Raw genomic sequence first — 23,290 nt, 5'->3', positions numbered from 1 at the left:
GTGGACTTCGGTCTGCAAGGTCGGATGGAGCCAACCATTCGTGCAGCGCGAGGCCCGGCATCGAGCTCCAAGCCCACACACCAAGTGTAGGAGCGCGCTCGCGCGCGATTGGGCATGCCGGGGAATCCCCATCGCGCGCAAGCGCGCTCCTACGGGGATGTCCTGACCGCCCAGGAGTCCCCCGGACGCGCGGGGTCGATCTCGATGGTCTAGCCCGGCCAGACCCGGGATACGAGCTCGCGCAGCGCGAGGCCGCCACCGCCGATCAGAATCGCGAAGTAGACGATCGTCAATACGTTCATCAGATGGCCGAGCAGCACCGTCAGGCCGTCCCGTTGCAGCAGGCCGATCGCCAGGCACATCAGCGCTATGCCGGGCACGGTGTTGCTGAAGGGGATGAAGCCGAACGGCGCCATCAGCAGTATCGCGCCGAGGATCAGCGCGGCATCGTTGAACAGGCCGACGCCGCGCCCATCGCTCATCGCGGCCAGACGCCCCGGCCGGGTGATGCGCTCGAGCCTGCGCACCCACGTCAGGCCGACGTCGAGCGCGCCGCGCAGGCGTCCGGCAGGCACCCGTCGGCGGCGAACCGCACCCGGCAGCCACAGCGGGCGTCCGCGCATGCGTGCCACGCCGATCAGCACGATCACCGCGCCGAACACGGTGCTGACGCCGGGAATCGACACCGGAATCAGGAACACCAGGGTCAGCAGAATCACCAGCAGCAACAGGCCCTGGGTGCCGAGCGCCTCGACCAGCGGACCGACCTCGACGTCGCCGTCGGGCAGATGGGCGATCAGCGCCTGCAGCTGTTCGCGCAGCGACGCGGGAGATGCAGGCGCCATGAGGGCCGATGCGATGACGGGGCGCCGATCATAGCGTCTCGGGCGATGCCGCAAGCAGTGCGCCGAAGGCTTCGAGTGCGGCGATGCCGACCACGTCGCTGGCGAGCAGCGGCAACTGCTGCAGTGGCAGCGCGGGCAGCGCCGCGTGCAGCGTGTCCAGGTGTACGGCTTCCTGCGCATGCCGCCCGGCCAGAAAGGCGCCCGCATCGCGCGGCGCGCGCTTGTTGACCACCAGGCCGGCAACCGCGATGCCGGCGCGGGCCAACTGCGCGTGCAGTTCGATGGTTTCCAGCACCGGCAGGCGCTCGGCGGCCAGCACGATGAAGAATGCCGTGCGCTCGGAATCGGCCAGCGTCGCGCGCAGATGCTCGAAGCGGTGCCGGCGCCGGTGCAGCAGCGCCCGGATCGCCTGGTCGCGATCGGCCGGCGTGGCGGCCGGTGCATCGCCGCCCAGCGCGCGCGCACCGATGCCGTCGTCACGGCCGAGACTGCGCAGTGCGGCACCGAAACGCTCGCTGCGTTCCTGCCGCTGCAGCAGACCTTCGGTCCACGCGGTCAGCATTTCCGGCAACGCCATCAGCCGCGCGGTATGCCCGGACGGCGCGGTGTCGAATACCAGCAGGTCGTAGCGGTCCAGGCCGTCGTGGACCAGCTCGGCGATGCGTTCGAGCAACGCGGCCTCGTGCATGCCCGGCGCGTCCTGCGACAGCGACAGATGTTTGTCGACTTCGCCGGCCAGATGCGGCGGCATCAGCCGGCGCAAGGCGTCGCCGACCTGGCGCAGGTGCGCGGCGACGGTGGCGTCGGGATCCAGCTCCACCGCGTCGAGTCCCGGAGCGAGCGGTTGCGGCTCGGGCCCCACGGTGCATTGCCACAGGTGACCGAGGTTGTGCGCCGGGTCGGTGGAGACCAGCAGCACACGTCGCCCGGCCCGCGCCTGGGCGAGCGCGAGCGCCGAGGCCACCGAAGTCTTGCCCACCCCGCCCTTGCCGCCGACGAACACGACGCGGCGCGCGGCCGCATGGCTCAGCAGCATGAAATATGGTCCAGCGGCGAACGCTCCAGCCCCATGCGCCGGTGCCAGGCGTGGAAGCGGTCGTACATCGCCGGCATCAGTTCCAGCGTGTAGTAGCCCACAGGATTCGGCACGCCGAGCGATTCGGAGAACACCATCAGCATGAACAGGTCGTCTTCGTCACGCTGCGCACGTGCGAGGGTTCGCCGATAAGGCGCGGCGTAGAACTCGCCCAGGCCCGCCGACAGGCGGGCCCAGGCGGACTGGGACGGGGTCCCGGTCATCGGCTCACGTCCGATCCGACTCCAGCACACCGTCCGGACCGGCGCCGCCGTGACGGCCCTTGCGCATGGCCAGGCCCGCTTCGAACGCCACCCACACCGCGGCGATCAGGATGATGATGTCCATGGCCAGCAGCAGCCACTTGCCGTCGTTGTAGAACGTGCCCAGCTGCACCACCAGCGCGTACACCGACATGATCATCAGGAACACCATCGGGATGCCGGTGAACCACGGATTGCGCCCCAAGCGGATCAGGATCACGGTGATGATCGACAGCGTCAGCGCCGCGAGCAGCTGGTTGGTGGTGCCGAACAGCGGCCAGATCACCATGCCGCCCGCGCCGCCGCTGCCTGCGCCGAACGCAAGCGCCAGACACACCGACAGCGCGATCACGGTGCCCAGGATCGTGCCGACCTTGAAGCCCGCCAATTCGGCCGCTTCCTGCACGACATAGCGCTGCAGGCGCAGGCCGGTGTCCATCGTGGTGGCGGCGAACAGGATCGCCATCGTCGCCAGCAGCGTGGCGCCGAGGTTCTGCGGCAGGCCGAGGCCGGCCGAGATCAGCGCTTCACCGCCGTTGACGAACGCGGTGACGTTGCCGCCGCCGAAGCTGCTGTAGACGGCCTGCCAGTCGACCAGCGTGGCGAAACCCGCGGTGCAGCAGATGATCGCCGCCAGCGACAGCATGCCCTCACCGACCGCGCCGAAGTAGCCGACGAAGCGTGCGTCGGTTTCCTTGTCGAGCTGCTTGGACGTGGTGCCGGAGGCGACCATGCCGTGGAAGCCGGAGATCGCGCCGCAGGCGATGGTGACGAACAGCAGCGGCACGATGCTCGGCGTGCCGGCCGGCACGGCGGAGTTGAAGGCCGGCGCGACGATCGTCGGCGAGGCGATCAGCACCGCGGCGTAGAGGATGCCCAGGCCGACGAACAGCTGCAGGCCGTTGATGTAGTCGCGCGGCTGCAGCAGCACCCACACCGGCAGCAGCGAGGCGATGCCGGCGTAGAGGAACAGCAGCACGATCCAGGTGGAATTGGCGTTCATGCCCAGCACCGTCTCGGGCAGCACGATCGGGTACATGCTGCCGAGCCAGATCAGCGTGTAGAGCACCGCGACGCCGATGATCGACGGCCACAGCAGGCCCATCTTGAAGCGGTAGATGGCCTGGCCGATGATCAGCGCGACCACGATCGCGCCCCAGACCGGGATCACCGAGGTCGGCGTGGAGACCAGCAGGTTCGAGATCACGACCGCGAACGCGGCGTTGACCATCAGCAGCAGCAGGAAGATCACGACGAGGAACAGGTTGCGCCCGCGGCGGCCGATGTAGCTGCCGCTGAGCATGCCCATCGACTTGCCCTTGTTGCGGACACTGGCCCACAGCGCGCCGAAGTCGTGCATGCCGGCGAAGAACACCGTGCCGAATACCACCCAGAGAAACGCCGGGCCCCAGCCCCAGATCACCGCGATCGCCGGGCCGACGATCGGCGCCGCACCGGCCACCGAGGTGAAGTGATGGCCCCAGAGCACGAACTTGTTGGTCGGCACGTAGTCGACGCCGTCGCGCAGGGTGTGCGCGGGTGTCTGGAAATCGGGGTCGAGCCGGTAGATCTTCTCGGCGATGAACTTCGAGTAGAAGAAGTAGCCGAGCGCCAGGACCGTCAAACCGACGACCAGCAGAATGATCGCGTTCATCTCCAGTACTCCCCTAATCGTTCGCGGCAGACCACCGCAGCCCGGGAAGGATCGCCGCTGGGGCGTGACGAGGGAACCCCTGAATCGACGATATCCGCGCGCGCTACGACTAAAGTCTGAGCCCGATGCGACATCGACGCGGTTCGCGCCGCGCCGGTCTCAGCCCGGCGGCGTCAGCGAGCGGCCGTACTGGTAGGACAGCAGCGCCTTGATCAGGAAATCCACCTGCAGCGGCTGCCGGGCGTCCACGCGCAACACCGGAATCCGGTACCCGCGCGCAAGCAGCGCATCGCGGAATTCGGGCAGCGTGAACGCGTCGGTGAGGTCGGTGCGGGTCACGCCGACCGCGAAACAGGCCTGCGGCGCGAGCTCACCGAACCGCCGCAGCAGGTGTTCGGTGCTGGCCAGGCGGTCGGCACGCTCGGCATTGACCAGCACGACGATGCCCATCGCGCCGTCGGCGACCATCGGCCACATGAAATCCAGATAGGCCTGCCCCGGCACACCGTAGACATGCAGCAGTTCGCCGGTTTCCAGCTCGATCGAGCTGTAGTCCAGGGCCACCGTGGTATGGGTCTTCTCCCCTTCCACGTCCTCGCTGATCGGCATCTCGGTGCTGACCGGTTCGCTGTCGGAGATCGAGCGGATCGCCGTCGTCTTGCCTGCGCCCATGTCGCCGACGAACACGAGCTTGGTGGTGACGTTATCCACGGGATCCTCCGAAATGCAGTCCAAAACGACGCGCCACGCGCGCCAGCAGCCCAGCGGACGCCGGGCTGCGGTCGGGCGCCGGCGCCGGTGTCACGCGTGACGTCCGTGATTCTCCGACGTGCGCGAGCCCACTGTGGTGCACGGCGGCGAAGATGCGCGCCATTTCCGTCTCCGCCAGGCCGCAGGTCTCGGCCAGCGCCAGGCACGACCAGGGCCGCTGCAGCAGACAGGCCAGCGGCAGGATCCACCCGGCGGGCAGGAGGTCGGCATCGACCGCGGGCCAGCCCTTGAGACCCAGCGCGTCAGCGACCGGGCGCTCGCCGATCGGATGCGCGCTCTGCGAGGCCGCCTGCCAGACGAAGGTTTCCAGCGGGGCCACGGCCGGCAGGCCGGCGCGCATCGGATCGAACGCGGCGCGCGCGACGTGCTCGACCCGCCAGTCCGTGCGCTCGCAGGCCTGGACCAGCGCCACGTCCGCGCCGTCGTCCGGAAGATGCAGCACACCGCGGTCCCGGTCGACGGCGAGGCGCAGATCGCCGCATTCGAGCAGGGTCACGATGCCGGACGCGGTGGCCACCTGGTCGAGCAGGCGCCGCGCCCGCGACACCGGCTGCGACCGCTCCGACGCGTCGGGTGGCGATGGGCGTTGCGGCAGCGGTGCGGCCGTCGTCGCGACGACCGGCGCGTCGTCGGCGAGCAGGCGAAGCAGCCGGTCGAACATGTCCTTGACCGTCGCGCCATGGTGGAGCACGTCCACGTTCCCATGCCCGTTGCGGGCGATGGACAGCACGGCCACGCCGGTGTCGCGCCCCTCCGCCGCCGCAGCCGCGCCCGGGGCGGTATCGACGCCCGCCACCAGAAGCCGGATGTCGGCGCCCGGCCAGTCGTGCAGCTCGGCGTGGACCCGTTCGGCCATGAGCAGGGAGCACGCGACCTTGAGCCGCGTCATGTGCAGCAGGTCGAGGCCGGCCGCCGCGATGCTCGCGTGTTGATATCGGGGGGAGGTCATGAGCGCTGCGCGTGTGCGGACACGGACCTGCCGCCGGCCGGGGCCGGCGGTGGTCGGTGTCGCGTCGGACGAATCGGCTTACTTGAAGTCGAGCGTGCGCTCGAACGCCTTCAGCTCATGGCGCGCCATGGCGAGATTCGACTTCGTGCGGTCCAGCACCACGTAGAGGAACAGCGCGCCGTTGCTCTCCAGCGGGCGGATCAGGTGGTACTGGTGGCTCAGCGTGATCAGGATGTCCTCGATGGTGTCGGTCAGGCCGAGCATCTTGGCGACGTTGCGCTTGGAGCGGATGACTTCGGTGTTGCCCGCGGCCGCAATCTCGAGATCCAGCGAGCCGCCGCCGAGAGTGCCCAATGCCATGCCGCTGTCGCTGTCGACCAGGGCCGCACCGATGAAACCGGCGATGCCGTTGAGCTGATCGAGACTGAGATTGCCTGCCATCTGATGTCCTTTTCCTACGTGTGGTCGAGCGGAGGGTGTGACCGCGCACGCGCGACGCGTGGTCGGTCGCGCCACGAGATACGAACTAGAGCCGGTCGCGGATGCGCGCCGCGCATTCGCGGGCGGCGAACAGCAGCACCGCCAGCGTGGCCTGCTGGTCGCCGAGCACGGCCAGGGTGTAGGGCTTCGCGCCGTTGATGCGGATGACGACCAGGCTGCCCTGCCCGGTCGAGATCGTGGCGTGGTCGGCGGCCGACATGCCGACTTCCTTGGCAAGCGTCTCGCCCAGCGTGAGGAACGAATTGGTCATCGCCGCCACCCGGCGCGGGTCGAGCCGCGCATGGGTCCAATCGGCGACCGCGCGCCCGTCGGCGGTGGACAGCAGCAGCATCGAAACGCCCTTCGCCCGCGACTGCACGCGTTCGAATTCGCTACGGATCGCGTCCGCATCCGCCTGCGCGGCGTCTGGCGCACGCGCGCTCATGCTGACGACCTTTTCCAACGTTGCCTGCTGCACGATCACGACCGGTTTCCGGGAACGGCGTTCTCGGAAGCACGACGCGTGCCAACTGCACGCTTGCGATGTGATCACGATCAAGGTGAACCGGTGTCGACCTGCTCTTGAATGTGCCCGATCGCGGCATTTTCTGACGCGTCGAGTTCTTGCGCGGTGCGCGTCGCAGCGCTACTGCCCGGCCATGAGCCGCAGCAGCTGTCCGGTGAAATAGGCGACGACCGTGCCGGTGGCATAGCCCACGGTGCCCAGCAGCACGCCGACCGGCGCCAGCGTCGGGTGGAACGCCGCGGCGATCACCGGCGCCGACGCGGCGGCGCCGACGTTGCCCATCGAACCGACGCCGACATAGAACATCGGTGCGCGCACCAGCCGCGCCGCGCCCCAGATCACCAGCACGTGCACGGTCATCCAGATCACGCCGATCGCGATGAGCTCGAGCCGGTCGAAGAGCTTGGTGAAATCCATCTGCATGCCGATGCAGGCGATCAGGAAGTACAGGAACACCGTGCCGATCTTCGACGCGCCCGCGCTTTCGAGGCGCCGCACCGGCGTGAAGCTCAGGCCCAGCCCGGCCGCCGTCGCCAGCAACACCACCCAGACGAAGGCGGAGTCGAGGCTCAGCTGCGAGGCCGAAGCGACGTTGGCGCCGAACCACGCCGCCAGCGGCGCGGCGATCGCATGGGCCAGGCCGACCAGCCCGAACGCCACGCCGATGATCACCATCAGGTCGGACAGCGTCGGAATCCGCGCATTGGCGGCCTCGTACGCGGCCATGCGCGCCTTCATCTCGTCGATCGCGCGGGTATCGGCGCCCGAGCGGGCATCGATCTGGGCCGAGCGGTTGGCCAGGAACAGCAGGGTCGCCATCAAGGCGCTGGCCATTGCGACATCGACGACGGCGAACTGGCCGAACAGGGTCGCATCGACCTCGTACACCTCGCGCATCGCCACCATGTTCGCGCCGCCGCCGATCCAGCTGCCGGCGAGCGCCGCCATGCCTTTCCAGGTGTCCCCGGCCACGGCCGCGGGCCAGATCCATTCCATCAGCTGGAACGACACGACGGCCCCGAGCACGATGCCGAACGTGCCGGCGACGAAGACGAACAGCAGCTTCGGCCCCAGGCGCAGGATGCCCTTGAGATCGATCGACAACGTCAGCAGCACCAGCGCCGCCGGTAGCAGCACCCGGCTCGCGACCGGGTTGTAGAGCGCGCTGTTCTCGCCGTCGATCAGGCCGACCGTGTTGTAGAACGCCGGCACGAAATAGCACAGCAGCAGTGCCGGCACCCAGGCGAAGAATTTCTTCCAGAACGGCGTCGGCCCGCTGGCGAGCCAGAAGATCAGGCCCAGCGTGGCGGCGATGAGGCCGAACAGGACGATGTCGCTGGTGATCAGCGCGTTGGACGGCACGGTGGATTCGATCGCCATCGACGGGGTGTTCCGGGAAAGAAGATGTCAGAAGGAGAACGGCCGGCTTGGAGCCGGCCGTTCCATAACGCTTACTGGCCGATGTGCTGCTCGAGCCAGGCGTTGACGGTGTCGTGCCAGAGGATGCTGTTGGCCGGCTTGAGCACCCAGTGGTTCTCGTCCGGGAAATACAGCAGCTTCGACTCGACGCCCTTGCGCTGCAGCGCGGTGAACGAGGACAGGCTCTGGTCGATCGGCACGCGGAAATCGTTCTGCCCGGCGACCACCAGCGTCGGCGTCGTCCACTTCTCGATGTGGCGCGCCGGATTGAATTTTTCGTAGGCACGCGGATTAGCGGCCACGGTGCCGCCGAACTCCCACTCGGTGAACCACAGCTCCTCGGTCACCAGGCCCATCGAACGGGTGTCGAACACGCCGTTGTGGTTGACCAGGCACTTGAACGGCGCGTTGCCGCGGCGATCGAACCAGTTGCCGGCGATCCAGTTGACCATGTAGCCACCGTAGCTGGCGCCGAGCGCGCAGGCGCGGTCGCCGTCGAGGAAGGCGTACTGGCTCTGCGCGGCCGCCCAGCCCTTCTGCAGGTCCTCGAGCGGCTTGCCGCCCCAGTCGCCGGTGATCGCATCGGTGAAGGCCTGGCCGTAACCGGTGGAGCCGTGGAAATCGATCATCACCACCGCATAGCCCTGGCCGGCATAGGTCTGCGCGTTCCAGCGGTAGCTCCAGCCGTTGGCCATGCTGCCCTGCGGGCCGCCATGGATCAGGAACGCGACCGGATAGGTCTGGCCTTCCTGGTAGTTCCACGGCTTGACCACGTAGCCGTGCACGGTGGCATTGCCGGCGCCGCGGAACGAGAACTGCTCGGCGGCACCGAAGGCCACGTCGGGCAGGCGCTCGGCGGCTGTCTCGGTGATCTTGCGCAGCGGCGGCTCGCCCTCGCCCGCCTCGCCGAGCTGCTGCAGCGACGCGGTGTAGAGCACGTCGCCGGTCTGCAGACTGTTGCGGGTGAGCGCGACGGTATCGCCGGCGACCGCGAATGCGGATACCGAGCCGTCACCGACCAATGGAGTGACCTCGCCGCTGGCGACATCGACGCGGAACAGCGGGTACTGGCCGGTGTCCTGCGCGGCGACATACAGCGCGCGGCCATCGGCCGACGGCGCGATGCTGCTCGGCGAACGGTCCCAGCGCGGCGCGATCTCGCGGGCCTGGCCGCTGGCCAGGTCCATCGCCATCAGCGCGTAGCGGTCGGCCTCGAAGCCGGCGCGCTTCATCGCGCGGTAGAACAGCGTGCCGCCGTCGGCACTGAACACCGGGCCGGTGTCGGTGGCGGGATTGGCTTCGGTGAGGTTCACCGGCGCGGCATCACCCACGGCGTCGATACGGTAGAGATCGAAGTTGGTCGACCACGGCTCGGTGCGGCCGGCGATACGCACGCTCGCGACCAGCGACTGGCCGTCCGGTGCCCAGGTGTAATCGTCGGCGCCGCCGAACGGCTTGGCCGGAATGTCGCCGTCGAGCGTGTGGCCGAGCGCACGCACGGTCTTCACCGCGGCCGCGCGCGCAGCCGGCAGGTCGGCGACGAACAGCCGGCTGCGGGTGCCGTTGCGCCAGGTGTCCCAGTGGCGCACGAACAACTGGTCGTAGATCACGCCCGAGGCCGGGGCGTCGGCGCGCTCGGCCAGGCGCGCCTTCGTGCAGGCGAGGTCCGCACCGCAGTCGGCGAAGGTGTCGGCACTGAACGCCACGCGTGTGCCGTCGGGCGAGAGCTGGTAGCTGCCGACGTCGATGGCGACATCGGTGAGCTGGCGCGGCGTGCCACCGGAGAGCGGCATTGCGTAGAGCTGCGCGCTGCCGTTCTTGGCGCTGAGGAAGTACAGGGTCTGGCCGTCGGGCGACAGCGAGGGCGAGTTGACGTTCCAGCCCGCCGGAGTGACCCGGCGCGGCGGCGCCATGTCGCGGGTGACCAGGTTGCGCGCGTAGATCGCGGTCTCGGCCTTGCTGCCGTCAGCCTCGGCGCTGCGCTGGGCGAAGACCAGCTGGCGGCCGTCCTCCGAGAGCACAGGCGACGAGACGCGGTCGATCGAGACGAGGTCGCGGACATCCAGTCCCCGGGTCTGCGCGGCCAGGGGCAGCGCGGCGAGCAGGCACAGGGGCAACACGGCAAGACGCAAGGACATGGCGCGGACTCCGGACAAAGAGCCCGAATGGTAGGCCGGGGCCGCGATGCAGGCAAAGCGGCCCCGCGGGCGCATGGGTGCCGGCGGCGCGCCGGGCGGTGCGCGCCGGGTCCGCAGTCACCGCCTGGCCTCACTCCAGAGCGGTCGCGCCGCCGAGATGCCCGGACAGGAATCCGAGCAGCTTCGTATAGAACGCACGCCGGTTCTCGGGCTTGTAGAAGCCGTGGCCTTCGTTGGCGACGTAGAGCGTCTCCACCGGCACCCCGGCCGCGCGCAGTGCGCGCTCCATCCGCCGGGTGTGTTCGACCGGCGCGATCTCGTCCTCGCCGCCGGCGACCAGCAGCACCGGCGCCTGGATGCGGTCGGCCAGACGCGTCGGCGAACGGGCCGAGAGCTGGGCCGTATCGTTGCCGACCCATTCGTCGAGCCAGGTGCGCGCCGACGTGCCGCCGCGCCGGTCCTGGGTGCGCATCAGCGGCAGATCGTAGACCCCGACATACCCCACCGCGCAGCGGTACAGGTCCGGCTCCCGGGCCACCCCCATCAGGGCGGCGTAGCCGCCATAGCTGGCGCCGTAGATGCAGATCCGCTCGGCGTCGGCATGGCCCTGGGCGACGGCCCAGCGCGTGGCGTCGGTCAGATCGTCCTGCATCGTGCCGCCCCACTCGCGCGCGCCGGCCTGGCGGAACGCACGCCCGTAATTGCCGGAGCCGCGGAAGTTCACCTGCAGCACCGCATAGCCCGCCTGGGCCAGCACCTGCGCGTCGGGTTCGAAGGCCCAGTCGTCGAAGATGCCGAACGGGCCGCCGTGCGGCATCACCACCAGCGGCAGCGGCGCATCGCCCGCGCCGGCGGGCCGGGTGAGGTAGCCGTGCAGCGGCAGGCCGTCGCGCGACTGCAGCGAGACCGGCTGCATCGTCGCCATGCGCGCGGGATCGATGCGCGCCCGCCGCGGCAGTACGAAATCCGCCTGCCTGCCGGCGACGTCGAAGGTGTAGAAGCTGCCGGGATCGGTATCGCTGGTGACGAGCAGCATCTGCGTGCCCGCATCACGGGTGGCCGAGGCGACCCGGACCACGTGTCCCGGGAATGCGTTCTCCAGCATGCGCATGCGCTTCGCGTCGTCCCCCGCCTCATCGAAGAACGCGGTGCGCGGCGGCGCGCCCAGATACCGCACGCCGATCGCGGCGACCGTGCCCGGGCGCATGATCAGCTCCGGATCCACGGCGGCATCGCGTGCCAGTTCGCGGCGCTCGCCGCTGGCGATGGTCCAGGCGATCACCGCATCAGGGCCGCTCGGCTGGGACACTTGCAGGTAGGCGACGCTATCGTCTTCGGAGAAGCCGATCGGCGTCTCGATGCGACCGCTTTCGCCCTCGTCGTTGATCAGTTGCCAGTCCGTGCCGCGCCGCGCACGATAATAGAGCCGACTGATGTTGTCGCCCCGCGCCCCTACGGCGAAGCGGATCTCGCCGGCGTGGTCGGCCAGGAACTGCCCGCGATAGATCGGCGCCGTCGCGATCGTCGTCCGACGACCGGTCTGCACGTCCATGCGGTCCACGCGCGTCAACGGATCCTTCGAGAACGGCGAGACCGCCACCAGCACGTTCCGGGGATCGTCGGGCAGCAGGTCGATCGGCCAGGCGTGGACAAACTCTTCTTTAGCCGACGACCGGATGTTGGTCCCGGTCCTGTTCTCCCGTACGCGCCAGCCGACCAGCAGCTGAGGCCGGCTGCCATCGACGTTCATCGCGAACAGTTCACCGGTCGGGCTGGGAAAGTCACGCGCGCCGAAACGCTCGGCGAGGCCGAACATCAGGCGCTGATCACCCACCCACCAGAAATCGGCGATGTGCGTATTGCCCGGCAACTGGTGGCTGCCGACGATCGTCTGATCGGAGCGACGCATGACCGCGACAGCGGACCGCTCCCCCAGCGGCAGTGTCGCCGCATAGAACTCGCCGGTCGGCGAGATCTTGATGTCGCGCACACCGTCGTTCTCGACGAACGGCCCCAGATCCACCTGCGCCTGTGCGCCGAACACGGCCACGGCCCACACACACGCGCACACCCACTGCAGTCCCTTGCGGACCATGACGCCTCCCCTTGCGAAATCGGTCGAGTGCCGTGCGTCCCCGCGCACCGCCGCGCCGATGATAGCGAGGCAGCGCACGCCGTCCACCCGCGCTCCTATACTCGCGCCTTCATCGCCTCCGGAGCGCGCCATGGGCGCCTCGCTGTCTGCCGGTCCGTCGCCTGCCTCCGACTTCCTCGGCCACCCCAAAGGCGTGTTCGTCTGCTTCTTCACCGAGATGTGGGAGCGCTTCTCGTTCTACGGAATGAAGGCACTGCTGCTGCTCTACATCCTCAAGTACCACCTGTTCGGCGACGACGCGGGCTTCGATCTGCTCGGCGCCTATGGTGGTCTGGTGTATGCAGTGCCGGTGATCGGCGGGCTGTTGGCCGATCGCTATCTGGGCATGCGCAAGGCGGTCGTGCTCGGCGGCGTGCTGCTGGTGCTCGGGCATCTGGGCATGGCCTACGAGGGCGAACAGGCGCGCATCGTCGATGGCGTCGTGGTGCGCGACGAGGCCGCGCTGCAGGTGTTCTACCTGTCGCTGGCGCTGATCATCATGGGCGTCGGGTTCCTGAAGCCGAACATCTCGACGATCGTCGGCAAGCTCTATGCGCCCGAGGATCCGCGGCGCGATTCCGGGTTCACGCTGTTCTATGCCGGCATCAATGTCGGCGCGCTGTTCGCGAGCCTGGTCTGCGCGTTCCTGGGCGAGACCTACGGCTGGAAATACGGCTTCGGCGCGGCCGGCATCGGCATGATCGCCGGGCTGATCGTGTTCATCTGGGGCCAGAAGTATCTCTACGGTCTCGCCGAGCCGAATGACCCGGCGAAGCTGCGCGAACGCGTCGGCCCGCTGTCGCGCGAGTGGTGGATCTACATCGGCAGCTTTGCCGGGGCCGCGCTGGTCTGGCAGCTGATCCAGCGCACCTGGACCGTGCACGGCGCGATGCATCTGATCGCGGCCGCGCTCGCGGTGTGGTTCATCTGGTTCCTCGTGCGCCACTGCACGCAGGTCGAACGCCAGCAGATGCTGGCGCTGGTGCTGCTGATCATTGGCGTGCTGATTTTCTTCACCCTCTACGAGCAGACCTACGGCTCCTGGGTCACGTTCACCGATCGCATGTTGACCAAGGATCTGTTCGGCCTGACGCCCGGCAATTACCAGCCCGGCATTCCGTGGGCGATCTTCGCGCTCGCCAGCAGCCCGGTTCTGATGGTCACCGCGCTGCGCGCCAGCGACCGCGGCCATGGCGGGCTGGCGAAGGCGGCGGTCATCACGATGGTCGTCGCGCTGGCGATCGCGCTGGTCCACGATGTCGTGCTGGTGCCACAGACGGCCGGCTCGCTGACCTTCCTCGGCGCGTTCTTCATCGTCGTGCTGGCGCCGATCTTCTCGTGGCTGTGGCCATGGCTGGACCGTCGCGGGCTCAATCCGAGCAAGCCGGCGAAGATGGCGGTCGGCCTGGTGTTCGCCGGCCTCGCCTTCGTGCCGCTGATGCTGGCTGCGCAGTCGGCCGGCAGCGGCGTGCTCGCCAGCGTGTGGTGGCTGGTGCTGGCGTATTTCCTGCTGGAACTGGGCGAGATGTGCCTGTCGCCGATCGGCCTGTCGGCGGTGACCCAGCTGTCGGTCCCGCGCGTGGTCGGACTGATGATGGGCGCGTTCTGGCTGGCGACCGCGTATTCGGAAGTGTTGGCCGCGCAGTTCGGCAAGCTGACCTCGATGGAAGTCCTCGAAGGCGAGACCTTCGACATGGCGGTCGCGGCAACGCGCTATGCCGATCTGTTCCAGCCGATGCTGTGGATCGGTGTCGGCTCGGGCATCGCCTACTTCGTGCTGTCGCCGCTGGTGCGGCGCTGGATGCACGGCGTGCGCTGAGGCGGAACGCCGATCCCTGAAACGCAGAACCCCCGATCGCTCGGGGGTTCGTGCAGTACATCGGGCGACGTGACGTCCGATCAGAACGGGATGTCGTCGTCCGAGAAGTCGTCCATCGGCGCGGGACGCTGCTGCTGCGGAGCCGACTGGCGCGACGGCGCGGGACCGCGCTGCTGCGGGGCATCGCCACCGCCACCGCCGGCCGAACGCTGCGGACGATTGCCGCGCTCGTAATTGCCAGCGCCTCCACCGCCGCCGCCGTCACCACGGCCGCCGAGCATCTGCATCTCGTTCGCGACGATGTCGGTCGAATACTTCTCCACGCCGTCCTGGCCGGTGTACTTGTCGTAGCGGATCTCGCCTTCGACGTAGACTTGGCTGCCCTTGCGCAGGTACTCGCCGGCGATCTCGCCGAGCTTGCCGAAGAACACCACGCGGTGCCATTCGGTGCGCTCCTGCTTGTTGCCGTCCTTGTCGTTGCGCACGCTGGTCGTGGCCAGGCTGATGCGGGTCACGGCCATGCCGCCCTGGGTGTACTTGGTGTCGGGGTCGTTGCCGAGATTGCCGACCAGGATGACTTTGTTGACGCCGCGGGCCATGGGAATTCCTTGGATTGCGCCGGCGCTGGTCCGGCGTGATGGACTTCGACATCACAGTATAAGCCGGCAGCCTCCCGCCGTCCGGTCATCCCGGAGGCGGGACTCGGGTGCCGCCGCACGCCGCCGTCGGGCGTTGCCTATAATTCCGGGCCTGCCTGACCCGGATCCCGCATGAACACCATCGCCCCGCCGGCCGCCCGGCTCGACCTGCCGGCGATCCAGGCCCTCGCCGCCGGCGACATGGCCGCCATCGACGCGCTGATCCGCGACCGTCTGGCCTCCGACGTCGTGCTGATCAACCAGGTCGCCGAACACATCGTCTCGGCCGGCGGCAAGCGCCTGCGGCCGATGCTGGTGATGCTGGCCGGCCGCGCGACCGGCACCGTCGACGCCGAACACCACCAGCTGGCAGCGATCGTCGAGTTCATCCACACCTCGACCCTGCTGCACGACGACGTGGTCGACGAATCCGATCTGCGCCGCGGCCGCAGCACCGCGAATGCGATCTGGGGCAACGCGGCCAGTGTGCTGGTCGGCGACTTCCTGTACTCGCGCAGCTTCCAGCTGATGGTCGAACTCGACCGCATGCCGGTGATGCGCATCCTCGCCGACACCACCAACCGCATCGCCGAGGGCGAAGTGCTGCAGCTGCTGCACGTGCGCAACCCGGACACCGACGAGGCCGCCTACCTCAACGTCATCGAGCGCAAGACCGCGGTGCTGTTCGCCGCCGGCACGAAGCTCGGTGCGCTGGCCTCCGGCGCCGACGACGCGACGCAGCAGGCGCTGTACGACTACGGCATGCAACTGGGCTACGCGTTCCAGATCGCCGACGACGTACTCGACTATTCGGGCGATGCCGACGCGCTGGGCAAGAACCTCGGCGACGATCTCGCCGAAGGCAAAGCCACGCTGCCGCTGATCCACGCGATGGCGCAGGCCACGCCCGACGTGTGCGCGCGTCTGCGAACCATCGTCGAAACCGGCGATGCCGATGCGCTGCCAGAGGTTCTGGCCGCGATCGACGCCGCCGGCAGCCTCGACTACAGCCGCGCCCGCGCGCTCGAATATGCCGAAGCCGCGGAACGCGCGCTTGCCGGACTGGGCGACAACGATGCCGTGGCTGCGCTGCGCGGGCTCGCACGCTACGCCGTCGAGCGCGGGCACTGACGCGCCTCGCTAGCGCCCGCATCGTGGCGCTGCGACAGCGTGATGCGACGGCGCGTCCCGCTACCGACGCCGCGAGCGGCGTCAATCCAGCACGAACACGTCGGCATAGATGAGGCGGCGCGCGAAGCGGAGGTCGCGATCACCTGCATCCGGGTCCGCGTCATCGCTGCGGAACCACTCGTACTCGCGGAGGCTCACGCGGTACCGGCCCGACGGCGAGGCTTCGGCCAGCGACAGCGTGCCCTGCCACAGGCCCGGCGCCGTCGGTGCCTGCACCATCATCAGGCGCGAGGCCTCCAGCGGCATCCACGACAGCGGATCGTCGATGTCGCCGCCCGGGCGCAGGCGCTCGACGACCGCCTCGATCTCGTTGAGCCCGTTGCGAGCCGTACGGGCCGCCGGGTACCGCCGGCTGGCCTCCGACGCCACCGGGGCCGGGCCCTCGACCCGGATCGAGACCGAACCGTCCGCCACCGTGAGCACCGCGTGTCGCCGCGGCGGAATCTGCAGGAACGGGGTGCGGCGCACCGCTGACAGTTCCACGCCCTTGAGTGATTTCGGCTGGAACCGGGCCAGCGCCAGACGTACGAACGGCCAGTACACGTCCCCCGTCTCGATGCGTACGTCGACCCGCCACAGCCGGCGCTCCAGGTCGAATTCGGGCTTGAACCCCGCCACCGACACCCGCGTCGCACCCCCGTCCGGCACCGTGCGTTCACGGCACGCGGCCACCGCGCCCGGGAACGATGCCCGGGTGGCCGAACCCGGCCCCGAGGCACCCCGCCAGATCGGATCACCGGCCCACACCGTGGCCCATGCCGCGCGCGGGTCGTCGGCACCCGGGAACGGCTCGTCGTCGAGAAACACCACGCCCAGCAGTTCGCCGTTTCCGGACGAATACCAGGGCCGATCGAAGTAGAGGCGCAGTCCCGCCTCCCGCGTGCGCTCCAGGCGCCCCGGCGTCGCCGGCCGCGTGTCCCAGTGGAACACCGGCACGGCGTACAGGAACCGCGGCGGCTCCGGACGGGCCGAACTGGGCACGTCGACAGGGGCTGCGGCACCCGCACGCGTCGTGTTGGCCTCGGTATTGGTCGACGGCGGGAAGTACTCGCGGAAGCGGGTCACCCCCACCGGCGTGTAGGCCACGGCGTGATGCCGGGTGTCGTGGAATTCGTGTCGAAGGAGGATCGAAGCCGGCGGCCCGTCGGTCGGCCCGGCCTCCCCGGGCTCGGCGTTGGCGTCCTCGAACGGCGCCGGTCCGGCGACCTCGGGCACCCGGCTTTCGCCCACCAGCGCCTCGCGCGTGTGCAGCTCGGGCACCGGCCGCGCCAGATCGTCCACCCAGTCCACCCAGCGCGCGCGCAGTTGCACACGGCCGGTGCTGGCGGGCTCTGCTTCGAAGCTGCCGCCGATCCCGGAATCGGTGGCGCCCGGTCCGCGTACCGGCACGATGGCCGCGGTCGGCGCGCGCAGTGGTTGCTGGACCGCGTGCACGAGGATCAGTTCGCGCCACGGCATGTGCGCCCAGTGCTGGCCGGCGGCCGCGCGATCGCGGACCTCGGTCAGGTTGGCCGGGGCCTGGCGTTCGGTCCAGTCCCACACGCCACGGCGCTGCAGATCGTCCGGATCGATCACGCTGTTGAACCGCACCACCGCGCGCTGCGCCGGTGCCAGGTGCACCGTGAGTACACCGCTCGCCGTATCTCCCGCCGGTTGCCACTCGGGCGCTGCCGGCGCTGCGCCTTCCGGCGCTGCCAGCAACCGGATGCGGAACGCGTCGAGATCCGGCCACGTTCCGGTGAATTCGATCCGGCGCAGCCCGTCCGGCGCGGTCTCGCCGGGCAGCCCGTCGAACAGCACGCCGTGGACCTGCGGGTCGGGCAGATAGGCCACGACCAGGCGATCGGCGGCCTGCACCCAGGGAAACTGCGCCGGGTCCGGCGCCGGCAGGTCCGGTTGGAGCTCGATGTCGGGCGGGCACCGTTCGGCGCCGTCCTCGACGCGCGCCGACTCGCGTGCCGAGAGCGTGTGACTGGCCGGAGACCCGTCGAAGCCGACGCCGTCGAGCGCGCCGTGCAGTTCGGCGGTGAGCTGGGCAGCCCTGGGCGGCGCGACATGCCGCGTCGTGGCCGGTCGCGGCACGCCCTCAGCGGGCGTGCGCACGACCATGCGCTCCAGCGATTCGCCCTCGATGGACGGGCGTTGCAGCATCGTCACCGGCGGCGCCACCGGCTCGTAGCGCACGGCGGTGAAGGGCGCGGTGACCGCGGGGCCGTCGTCGGCATAGGCCGCGTCCTGCGGGCCGACGACGCTGTTGCCGGCGAGGTCCGCCGCCCGCGCGCGCAACCGGTACTCGCGCCCGAAGCGCAGCCGCGGGAGGCTGCCGGGTCGCGCGTGGATGTCGGCTTCCACGCGGAATGGGGTCATTGCGTCGTTCTCGGGATCGACATGGCGGTCGTCCGGCATGATCGCGAGCCCCGGACGCGGCGCCGCGAGACTCCAGCCGTTCCAGGTGAACAGTGTTTCGCCCACGCGCAGGCTCTTGGGCGCCGCCGGGTCGCGCGGCGCGGTGGTCGCCAGTTGTACGAAGCCTTCGTCCGTGGCCGTCACCGACACCAGCGCAGGTTGCGCCTCCAGAAAGCGATACGTACCGGAGCGCTCGCACAGCGAGCGCCAGCGGCCCGTAGTGGCGTCGAACACATCGATGCGATAGCCGCGCACCAGATCCTCGGCGTACAGCGTGCCGTCGGCCACCGGCGGCGGCGCATCCACCGGGTCGGGCGGCGTGGAGCGGTCGCGTTGCGCCACGTGACGGTTCAGTGCGCAGGAGCGCTCGAACTGCCGGGCGAGATCGCCCGCGGTATCACGGCGGACCAGCGAAATGCCGGCGGTACGCAACGCCGGCAGGCCGGCGGTATCGGGTGTGCCGAACGTGCGGTCGGCCTTGCGGCCGAAACGCAGGATGCGCGTCGCCGCGTTGCGGACCTTGTTGGCATCGCCCACGACATCGTTCTGGATCACCCGGAAGCGCGCGCTGTCGTCCACCCTCAGGAAGCCGTCGACGATCTCCGGCGCCGACGGCCTGGGCGCCGCGACGAAGCGACCCGCGGCTGTATCCACGCGCACTTCGGTACGTGGCGACACCATGGTCGTCGTCAACGCCCAGCTCACGCCCGACGGCAGCACCCGCACGCCCGTGACCGTATCGTCCAGCACGTGGCCGTCCGCCACCTGGAGATCGATCACCAGGCCGAGCCGACGCAGCAGCTCGGGAAAATCGCCCAGCGCCGCGATGGCCTGGTGGATATCCCAGCGCGCGGCCAGTTCGGCGGCATCGGGCAGGGGCAGGTCGGTCTCGTCGAACGGTTGCAGAAACGCGTCCAGCGCATCGAACGCGGCGCGGCGCTCGGCATGCAGGGCGCTTGCCGGCGGCGGCGGGACGAAGCTGCGCGGCGGGTCCGGCGCAGGCGGCGGTGGTGGATGCAGGACCGAGGTGTCGAAGGACGCCGTGGGCAATGGCGTCGACGTCGGCGGGCCGGGTTCCACCGGCGGCTCGTCGCTGTCCACCCAGGGCGCGGGCCGGCCGAACATCTTGCCCAGCAGCCAGCGCGCCAGGCCGAACGGCCAGGTCAGGCAGCCGCAGCCGGGCGGCGGCGCGTCGTCCGCGTCGTCCGGGGAGGACCAGACCGGAACCTCCTCGGTATGGCGCGGTGCGTCCGGAAACGGGGGCGTTCCGGTGCCCGGCGGCGACGGCTCCGGCACCGGATCGGGCACCCAGGTTTCGGCCACGGCGCCGATGTCCGGATCGGCGGCCAGCACCTCCAGCGCCGGCCGCTCGGCGCCCGCGCCGTAGGCCGGATCGGAGGACGCACGCGCGTACAGGTCAGCCAGCAGATCGTGGAGCGTGCAGAACGGCGCGCTGACGATCGGCGTGCCGCGGAAATCCTCGAACACGTACGGCTGCACGCGAGTATCGGCGCGGAACAGCGCCGACCACAGCGCGCGCATCGCCGGCACGTCCACCGGTGCCGCCTGCAGCGGAAGCCGGCTGCCGTCGTCGAGTTCGGCCTGCCACGACAGCGCGACCACGCGCGTGGGCCAGTCCAGCAGATCGGGGAACGTCGACAGCGGGAGGCTGTCGGCATCGGTGCCGGTCCACAGCCGCGGCGACGCCAGCACCGACACCCGTGCGCGGCCCTGCGGGTCATGACCGTTGGGAAGCGCGGTGAAGATCAGTGTCTGCTTGTGCATGCGCGCCTCAAACGGGTTCGGGCGCGAAGGCCGCGCAGTATTCGGCCCACTGCGGAACGGGGACCATCTCGGCGAAGCTGGGATCGCTTCCGGCGAAGCGGCGTTCGATGCCGATGCTGACCGTCTTGCTGAAGAACGCGATGCGGATCTTCACCGTGACGGTCGCCGTGCCGGTCAGCGCACTCTGTCCGCCGTCGACCTTGGACAGGAAGGTCAGGCCGACATACAGCTCCACCGACACGCTGATGATGCCCAGCACGCTCAGCTCGCCCGCCGCGCGGAAGTACGCCGACAGGACGAACGCACCGCCCTGCGAGCGCTTGTAGTACACGCCGCCGGTGATCGAGGCCTTGCCCGCGGCGACGCCGAGATTGATCGCCACCGCCGCGCCGAACTCCAGCGCCGCCTCGACGTTGGTGACCTCGCCGGTGGTCAGTTCCAGCGCGAAGAAGCCGCCGCCGCCGAAGGCCATCACCGTCAGCAGGAAGGGCTGGTCGCGTTCGCAGAAGGCGAAGCGCAGGCCGGCCGCGCCGCCCGCGAACGGCAGGTGGAAGCCGGCGGCCACGCTGATGTCCTGCAGCACGAAGATGCCGATGCCCACGGTCGGCAGACCGAGCGAATATCCGGCGCGCACGCCGTCGGTATCCACGTCGAGATACGGCGGATCGATGAAGCCGTCGAGCGGAATGTACGTGCGCAGGGTTTCGACGAAGGCCAGGGCCCCGCGGAATTCCAGGCCGGCGAACTGCAGCGAGACATCCAGCTTGCGGCCGCTGCCGGCCGAGAAGCGCACGTGGTCGAAGCGCGCCGCGATCAACGCATGGTCTGGAGGAATGGTGATCTGGAACTTCTCCAGCGCCCCGTTGACCTCGAACAGCGGCGTTCCGCCCTGCTGCGGGGTCACAAGCATTGCATCCAGCACGAACCGGGCGCCGGGATCGGGCTCGAATATCGACTGCTTTACCAGCGCGCCGGTTTCCCACAGATAGTGGGTTTCGACGACCGGCACCGGGCCCCTCCCGTCGCCTAGATCGCGTTGTTTCCTCACCGAGGTCAGCCCCGGAACGGACAGGCCGGCCTGCTCCGGCCACTCGAACTCGAACCCTGCAATGATCTCGCCCAACGGGATGCCGCCGAGGAGATTCACCCCCTGGAAGATAGCGGCGGGATTGAACGTCCCCGCCGCGAACGCCTCGACGTCACCGACCGGTCCGAAGCGGCGCGACAGCCCCTGCGGCGTCAGGTCGGGGGCCACCAGCCCGCCGACCTTCTGCACCGGGAACGCGAGGTCGGCGCGGGCACCGTCGAAGCGCGCGAACACTTCGCCGGAGTTGCCGAACTCACTGGGGGGCGCGACCAGATAGTGCGGGTCGTAGCGGATGGTGCTGGCGCCGTCGGCGCCGGTGATCTCCCTCACCGCCGGCACGATCACCTCGGCCGATGCCAGCGCAGGCAGGAACGGCGGCGAACCGGTGGCCCGGAGCGCGCCCAGCAGGATGCTCGCGGTATCGAGCGCGGTATCGCCGGGCTCGCGCACTAGCGCATAGGCCACGCGCTGCAGATCCAGATCCGAGCGACGTCGCTGTTCCGGAACGGCGGGCACAGGCCCGGCGATCCCGTTGTACGCATCGATGATCGGCGCCAGCGCGTCCGCACCGGTGGATGCGAACACGAAGAGCTGGCGCACGCCGAACTGGCTGGTGCGTCCCTCGCGATCGGTGGCTTCGACCTCGAAGACTACGTCCTGTTCGACACCGTCCCGCTCGTAGCGGGGCCAGAAAGCGCCGGCCTCATCGGCTTCACTGCCCGGCCCCAGCATTTCGGAATCAGCTAGCGGCGGCGTCACCAGCGTGCGGAACGCCCACCGGGTGAACGGTACATGGCGATGGCCATAGGTCCTGACGGGCTGCTCCACCACGATGAAGCGGCGCGTGCGCAGGTACGCCTGTGGCCCGCCCCCTTCGTGCACCGTCTGGTGGGTGTGCGAGAACGCGCTCGCAGACCAGCGCCCCGGCGCGGGAGCGAGCTTGCGTTCGGTCACCTTGAACAGGGCCGCGCGGTGCCCGCAGGGGAACAGGTAGCCACGCCGAACGGTCTTGACGTGGTGATCGCGCCCCAGCGTCGCGCCATGCTGCCAACGCACCAGATCGATGCCCGGCGCGTTCCACTGGCCGTCTAGCTGCAGGTGGGCGCCCAGCGCGGACAGGATCAGCTGGTCCACCGCCACCGACGCATGGCCCCGCAGGCTGCGCTCGGAACTCAGGCGCACCAGTTCGCGCCGGTCCTTCCGGCTCAGCGACGCCGGGAACGGCGACGTGTCCGATGGTGCGTTGCGACCGAAATCGGGCGAGTGCACCGCGCGCACCCGCCGCCGCTGACGCGCGGTCTCGTCGACCGGCCCGTTCGCGCTGTCGGCCACGCCGAGGCGGGTATGCCAGAGCTCGACCGCATCGCCGGCCGCATCCCTCACGGGCGCCGCCGCATGCGCCCAGCGCGTATGCGGATGCGGCGACAGCACCAGGCGCCAGGGCGCCTCGATCGCGGTGACCTGCGAGGCCAGCCCACCGAACCAGCCGGGGCGGCCCACGCCGGGCGCCGGCGGCGGCGCGCCGGTGCGGTCGCGCACCAGTGGGGCACTGCGGCCGAGCGCGGTCAGGATGGCGTCCACCGACCACGCCAGCGGCAGCAACGCCGGCGCGACATGGAACACCAGACGGCTGTCACCGGCCAGCCGCGCGGAAATCGGCGGCGCGGTGACCGCATCGTCAGTGCCGCCATCGGCGAAGGTTTCCTCGACGATGTGCTGCGGCGGCAGGCGCACCGCGATGAACGCATCGCCGGGACCATCGGCGCGCAGCTGCTGCGTGGTCTCGTCCAGTGCGAGGTTGTAGGCCTCCAGCGTCATCACCAGCAGGTCGTCGGCGCGGACGATCTCGGCGGTGAACGCCAACCGCTGTTGCTGCAACGGCACCGGCGACGGCACCGGCGGCTCGATCAGCGTCCTCAGGATCTGCCGCAGCGTGTCGAGCGGCGCGGCGAGCAAGCTACGGATCAGCGGCATCGGTGCGCGCCCCGGTACGATCCGGCGAGGCGCGACGTGCGGCAGCGCCGGCACACGCGAGTCCATGGTGTCACTGCAGTCTCCCTGGGCCGGAACGCGGGCAGCCGAACCGGCGCCCCTCGCTTCACCTCACAAG

General features: G+C 69.7%; 16 protein-coding genes. 2 read left to right on the top strand and 14 right to left on the bottom strand.

All coding sequences use genetic code 11. The annotated features are described in order from the left end of the window. Positions 1 to 209: 209 nt before the first annotated feature. From ACF3M1_RS04920 to ACF3M1_RS04870, 11 genes are all read right to left on the bottom strand, one after another. Positions 210 to 845 (bottom strand): exopolysaccharide biosynthesis protein, encoded by a 636-nt coding sequence (locus tag ACF3M1_RS04920; RefSeq protein ID WP_394004446.1) that lies wholly within the window; start codon positions 843 to 845, stop codon positions 210 to 212. Between the two features lie 28 nt (positions 846 to 873). Beyond that, positions 874 to 1,881, bottom strand: a complete 1,008-nt coding sequence (locus tag ACF3M1_RS04915; RefSeq protein WP_394004444.1) for an ArsA family ATPase — start codon at positions 1,879 to 1,881, stop codon at positions 874 to 876. Beyond that, the gene (locus ACF3M1_RS04910; RefSeq protein ID WP_394004442.1) at positions 1,872 to 2,144 is read right to left on the bottom strand and encodes a cory-CC-star protein; all 273 of its coding nucleotides are present in this window, start codon (positions 2,142 to 2,144) and stop codon (positions 1,872 to 1,874) included. Before ACF3M1_RS04910 ends, ACF3M1_RS04915 begins: the two co-directional genes overlap by 10 nt. Positions 2,145 to 2,148: 4 nt before the next feature. Continuing rightward, positions 2,149 to 3,837: a carbon starvation protein A gene (locus ACF3M1_RS04905; protein ID WP_394004440.1), complete on the bottom strand. Its 1,689-nt coding sequence runs from the start codon at positions 3,835 to 3,837 to the stop codon at positions 2,149 to 2,151. A 159-nt stretch (positions 3,838 to 3,996) separates the two neighbouring features. Next, entirely contained in the window at positions 3,997 to 4,509 is a 513-nt protein-coding gene (locus tag ACF3M1_RS04900) for an ATP/GTP-binding protein (RefSeq protein WP_394005184.1), read from the bottom strand. Positions 4,510 to 4,540: 31 nt separating this feature from the next. Next, on the bottom strand, positions 4,541 to 5,557 hold the full coding sequence (locus tag ACF3M1_RS04895) for a hypothetical protein (protein ID WP_394004438.1): 1,017 nt from the start codon (positions 5,555 to 5,557) through the stop codon (positions 4,541 to 4,543). 78 nt (positions 5,558 to 5,635) lie between these two features. Then, the gene (locus tag ACF3M1_RS04890) at positions 5,636 to 5,998 is read right to left on the bottom strand and encodes a roadblock/LC7 domain-containing protein (RefSeq protein WP_394004436.1); all 363 of its coding nucleotides are present in this window, start codon (positions 5,996 to 5,998) and stop codon (positions 5,636 to 5,638) included. Positions 5,999 to 6,083: 85 nt separating this feature from the next. Then, complete coding sequence (locus ACF3M1_RS04885; RefSeq protein WP_394004434.1) at positions 6,084 to 6,482, bottom strand: roadblock/LC7 domain-containing protein; 399 nt, start codon at positions 6,480 to 6,482, stop codon at positions 6,084 to 6,086. 201 nt (positions 6,483 to 6,683) lie between these two features. Then, positions 6,684 to 7,943 carry a DUF819 domain-containing protein gene (locus ACF3M1_RS04880; RefSeq protein WP_394004432.1) on the bottom strand — a complete coding sequence of 420 codons (1,260 nt, stop codon included), beginning with the start codon at positions 7,941 to 7,943 and terminating at the stop codon, positions 6,684 to 6,686. A gap of 71 nt (positions 7,944 to 8,014) precedes the next feature. Further along, entirely contained in the window at positions 8,015 to 10,120 is a 2,106-nt protein-coding gene (locus tag ACF3M1_RS04875) for a prolyl oligopeptidase family serine peptidase (RefSeq protein ID WP_394004430.1), read from the bottom strand. A gap of 130 nt (positions 10,121 to 10,250) precedes the next feature. Next, on the bottom strand, positions 10,251 to 12,215 hold the full coding sequence (locus ACF3M1_RS04870; RefSeq protein WP_394005183.1) for an alpha/beta hydrolase family protein: 1,965 nt from the start codon (positions 12,213 to 12,215) through the stop codon (positions 10,251 to 10,253). A gap of 130 nt (positions 12,216 to 12,345) precedes the next feature. Here ACF3M1_RS04870 and ACF3M1_RS04865 point away from each other — a divergent pair, with 130 nt between their 5' ends. Further along, positions 12,346 to 14,073 (top strand): peptide MFS transporter, encoded by a 1,728-nt coding sequence (locus ACF3M1_RS04865; protein ID WP_394004428.1) that lies wholly within the window; start codon positions 12,346 to 12,348, stop codon positions 14,071 to 14,073. A gap of 80 nt (positions 14,074 to 14,153) precedes the next feature. On the opposite strand, the gene ACF3M1_RS04860 is transcribed toward ACF3M1_RS04865, so the two are convergent. Further along, the gene (locus ACF3M1_RS04860; protein WP_394004426.1) at positions 14,154 to 14,672 is read right to left on the bottom strand and encodes a single-stranded DNA-binding protein; all 519 of its coding nucleotides are present in this window, start codon (positions 14,670 to 14,672) and stop codon (positions 14,154 to 14,156) included. A 171-nt stretch (positions 14,673 to 14,843) separates the two neighbouring features. Between ACF3M1_RS04860 and ACF3M1_RS04855 the strand changes: the two genes are divergently transcribed. Continuing rightward, the gene (locus ACF3M1_RS04855; RefSeq protein ID WP_394004424.1) at positions 14,844 to 15,842 is read left to right on the top strand and encodes a polyprenyl synthetase family protein; all 999 of its coding nucleotides are present in this window, start codon (positions 14,844 to 14,846) and stop codon (positions 15,840 to 15,842) included. Positions 15,843 to 15,923: 81 nt separating this feature from the next. On the opposite strand, the gene ACF3M1_RS04850 is transcribed toward ACF3M1_RS04855, so the two are convergent. Then, positions 15,924 to 20,093 carry a hypothetical protein gene (locus tag ACF3M1_RS04850; RefSeq protein WP_394004423.1) on the bottom strand — a complete coding sequence of 1,390 codons (4,170 nt, stop codon included), beginning with the start codon at positions 20,091 to 20,093 and terminating at the stop codon, positions 15,924 to 15,926. Positions 20,094 to 20,100: 7 nt separating this feature from the next. Next, on the bottom strand, positions 20,101 to 23,154 hold the full coding sequence (locus ACF3M1_RS04845; protein WP_394004422.1) for a hypothetical protein: 3,054 nt from the start codon (positions 23,152 to 23,154) through the stop codon (positions 20,101 to 20,103). Positions 23,155 to 23,290: the final 136 nt, after the last annotated feature.

It is taken from the genome of Luteimonas sp. WGS1318 (assembly GCF_043187535.1).
In the GTDB taxonomy this organism is placed as follows: Bacteria; Pseudomonadota; Gammaproteobacteria; order Xanthomonadales; family Xanthomonadaceae; genus Luteimonas.
The sequence above is the reverse complement of the archived record's forward strand: the minus strand, read 5'-3'. Positions and strand labels throughout refer to the sequence as shown.